The organism is Rhodohalobacter sp. SW132, assembly GCF_003390325.1.
Taxonomy (GTDB): Bacteria; Bacteroidota; Rhodothermia; order Balneolales; family Balneolaceae; genus SW132.
This window is the reverse complement of record NZ_QUOK01000040.1, coordinates 1-322: the sequence shown is the minus strand read 5'-3', so window position 1 is coordinate 322 and position 322 is coordinate 1. Positions and strand designations below refer to the sequence as shown.

The window sequence follows — 322 nt, the reverse complement described above, 5'->3', positions numbered from 1 at the left end:
ATAACGATTTGGCGCGTAACCTGCGCCACCAAAAGACACTAAACTAAAACACTAATTCGAGTGGCGTCAGAGTTGACGCGCTTGTTATACAAACAAACCCATGTATTACGAAGAAAAAGTTATCGACGGAAAATTAATGTGCCGATTCCGCCCAGATGGTGAATGGCACGAAGTTGAATATAAAAGCCTACTTGATAAATATCAGAACCTTAAAGAGCGCAACGATAAGAAGTATCAAGAAATACAAGACTTGAAAGAAAGCCTAAGGAAACTTGACCAACTTGCAGCAGATTGTTCTAACCATAAGCTGTTTGTATAACGG

General features: G+C 39.8%; 1 protein-coding gene. It reads left to right on the top strand.

Going from position 1 to position 322, the window contains the following annotated elements:
• Positions 1–100 precede the first annotated feature (100 nt).
• Positions 101–319, top strand: coding sequence for a hypothetical protein (locus tag DYD21_RS20835; protein WP_116038946.1), 219 nt, complete (start codon positions 101–103; stop codon positions 317–319).
• Positions 320–322: the final 3 nt, after the last annotated feature.

Excerpts from the sequence above, each read along its gene's own strand:
- DYD21_RS20835 (WP_116038946.1), top strand. The coding sequence starts at position 101 with ATGTATTACGAAGAAAAAGTTATCGACGGAAAATTAATGTGCCGATTC.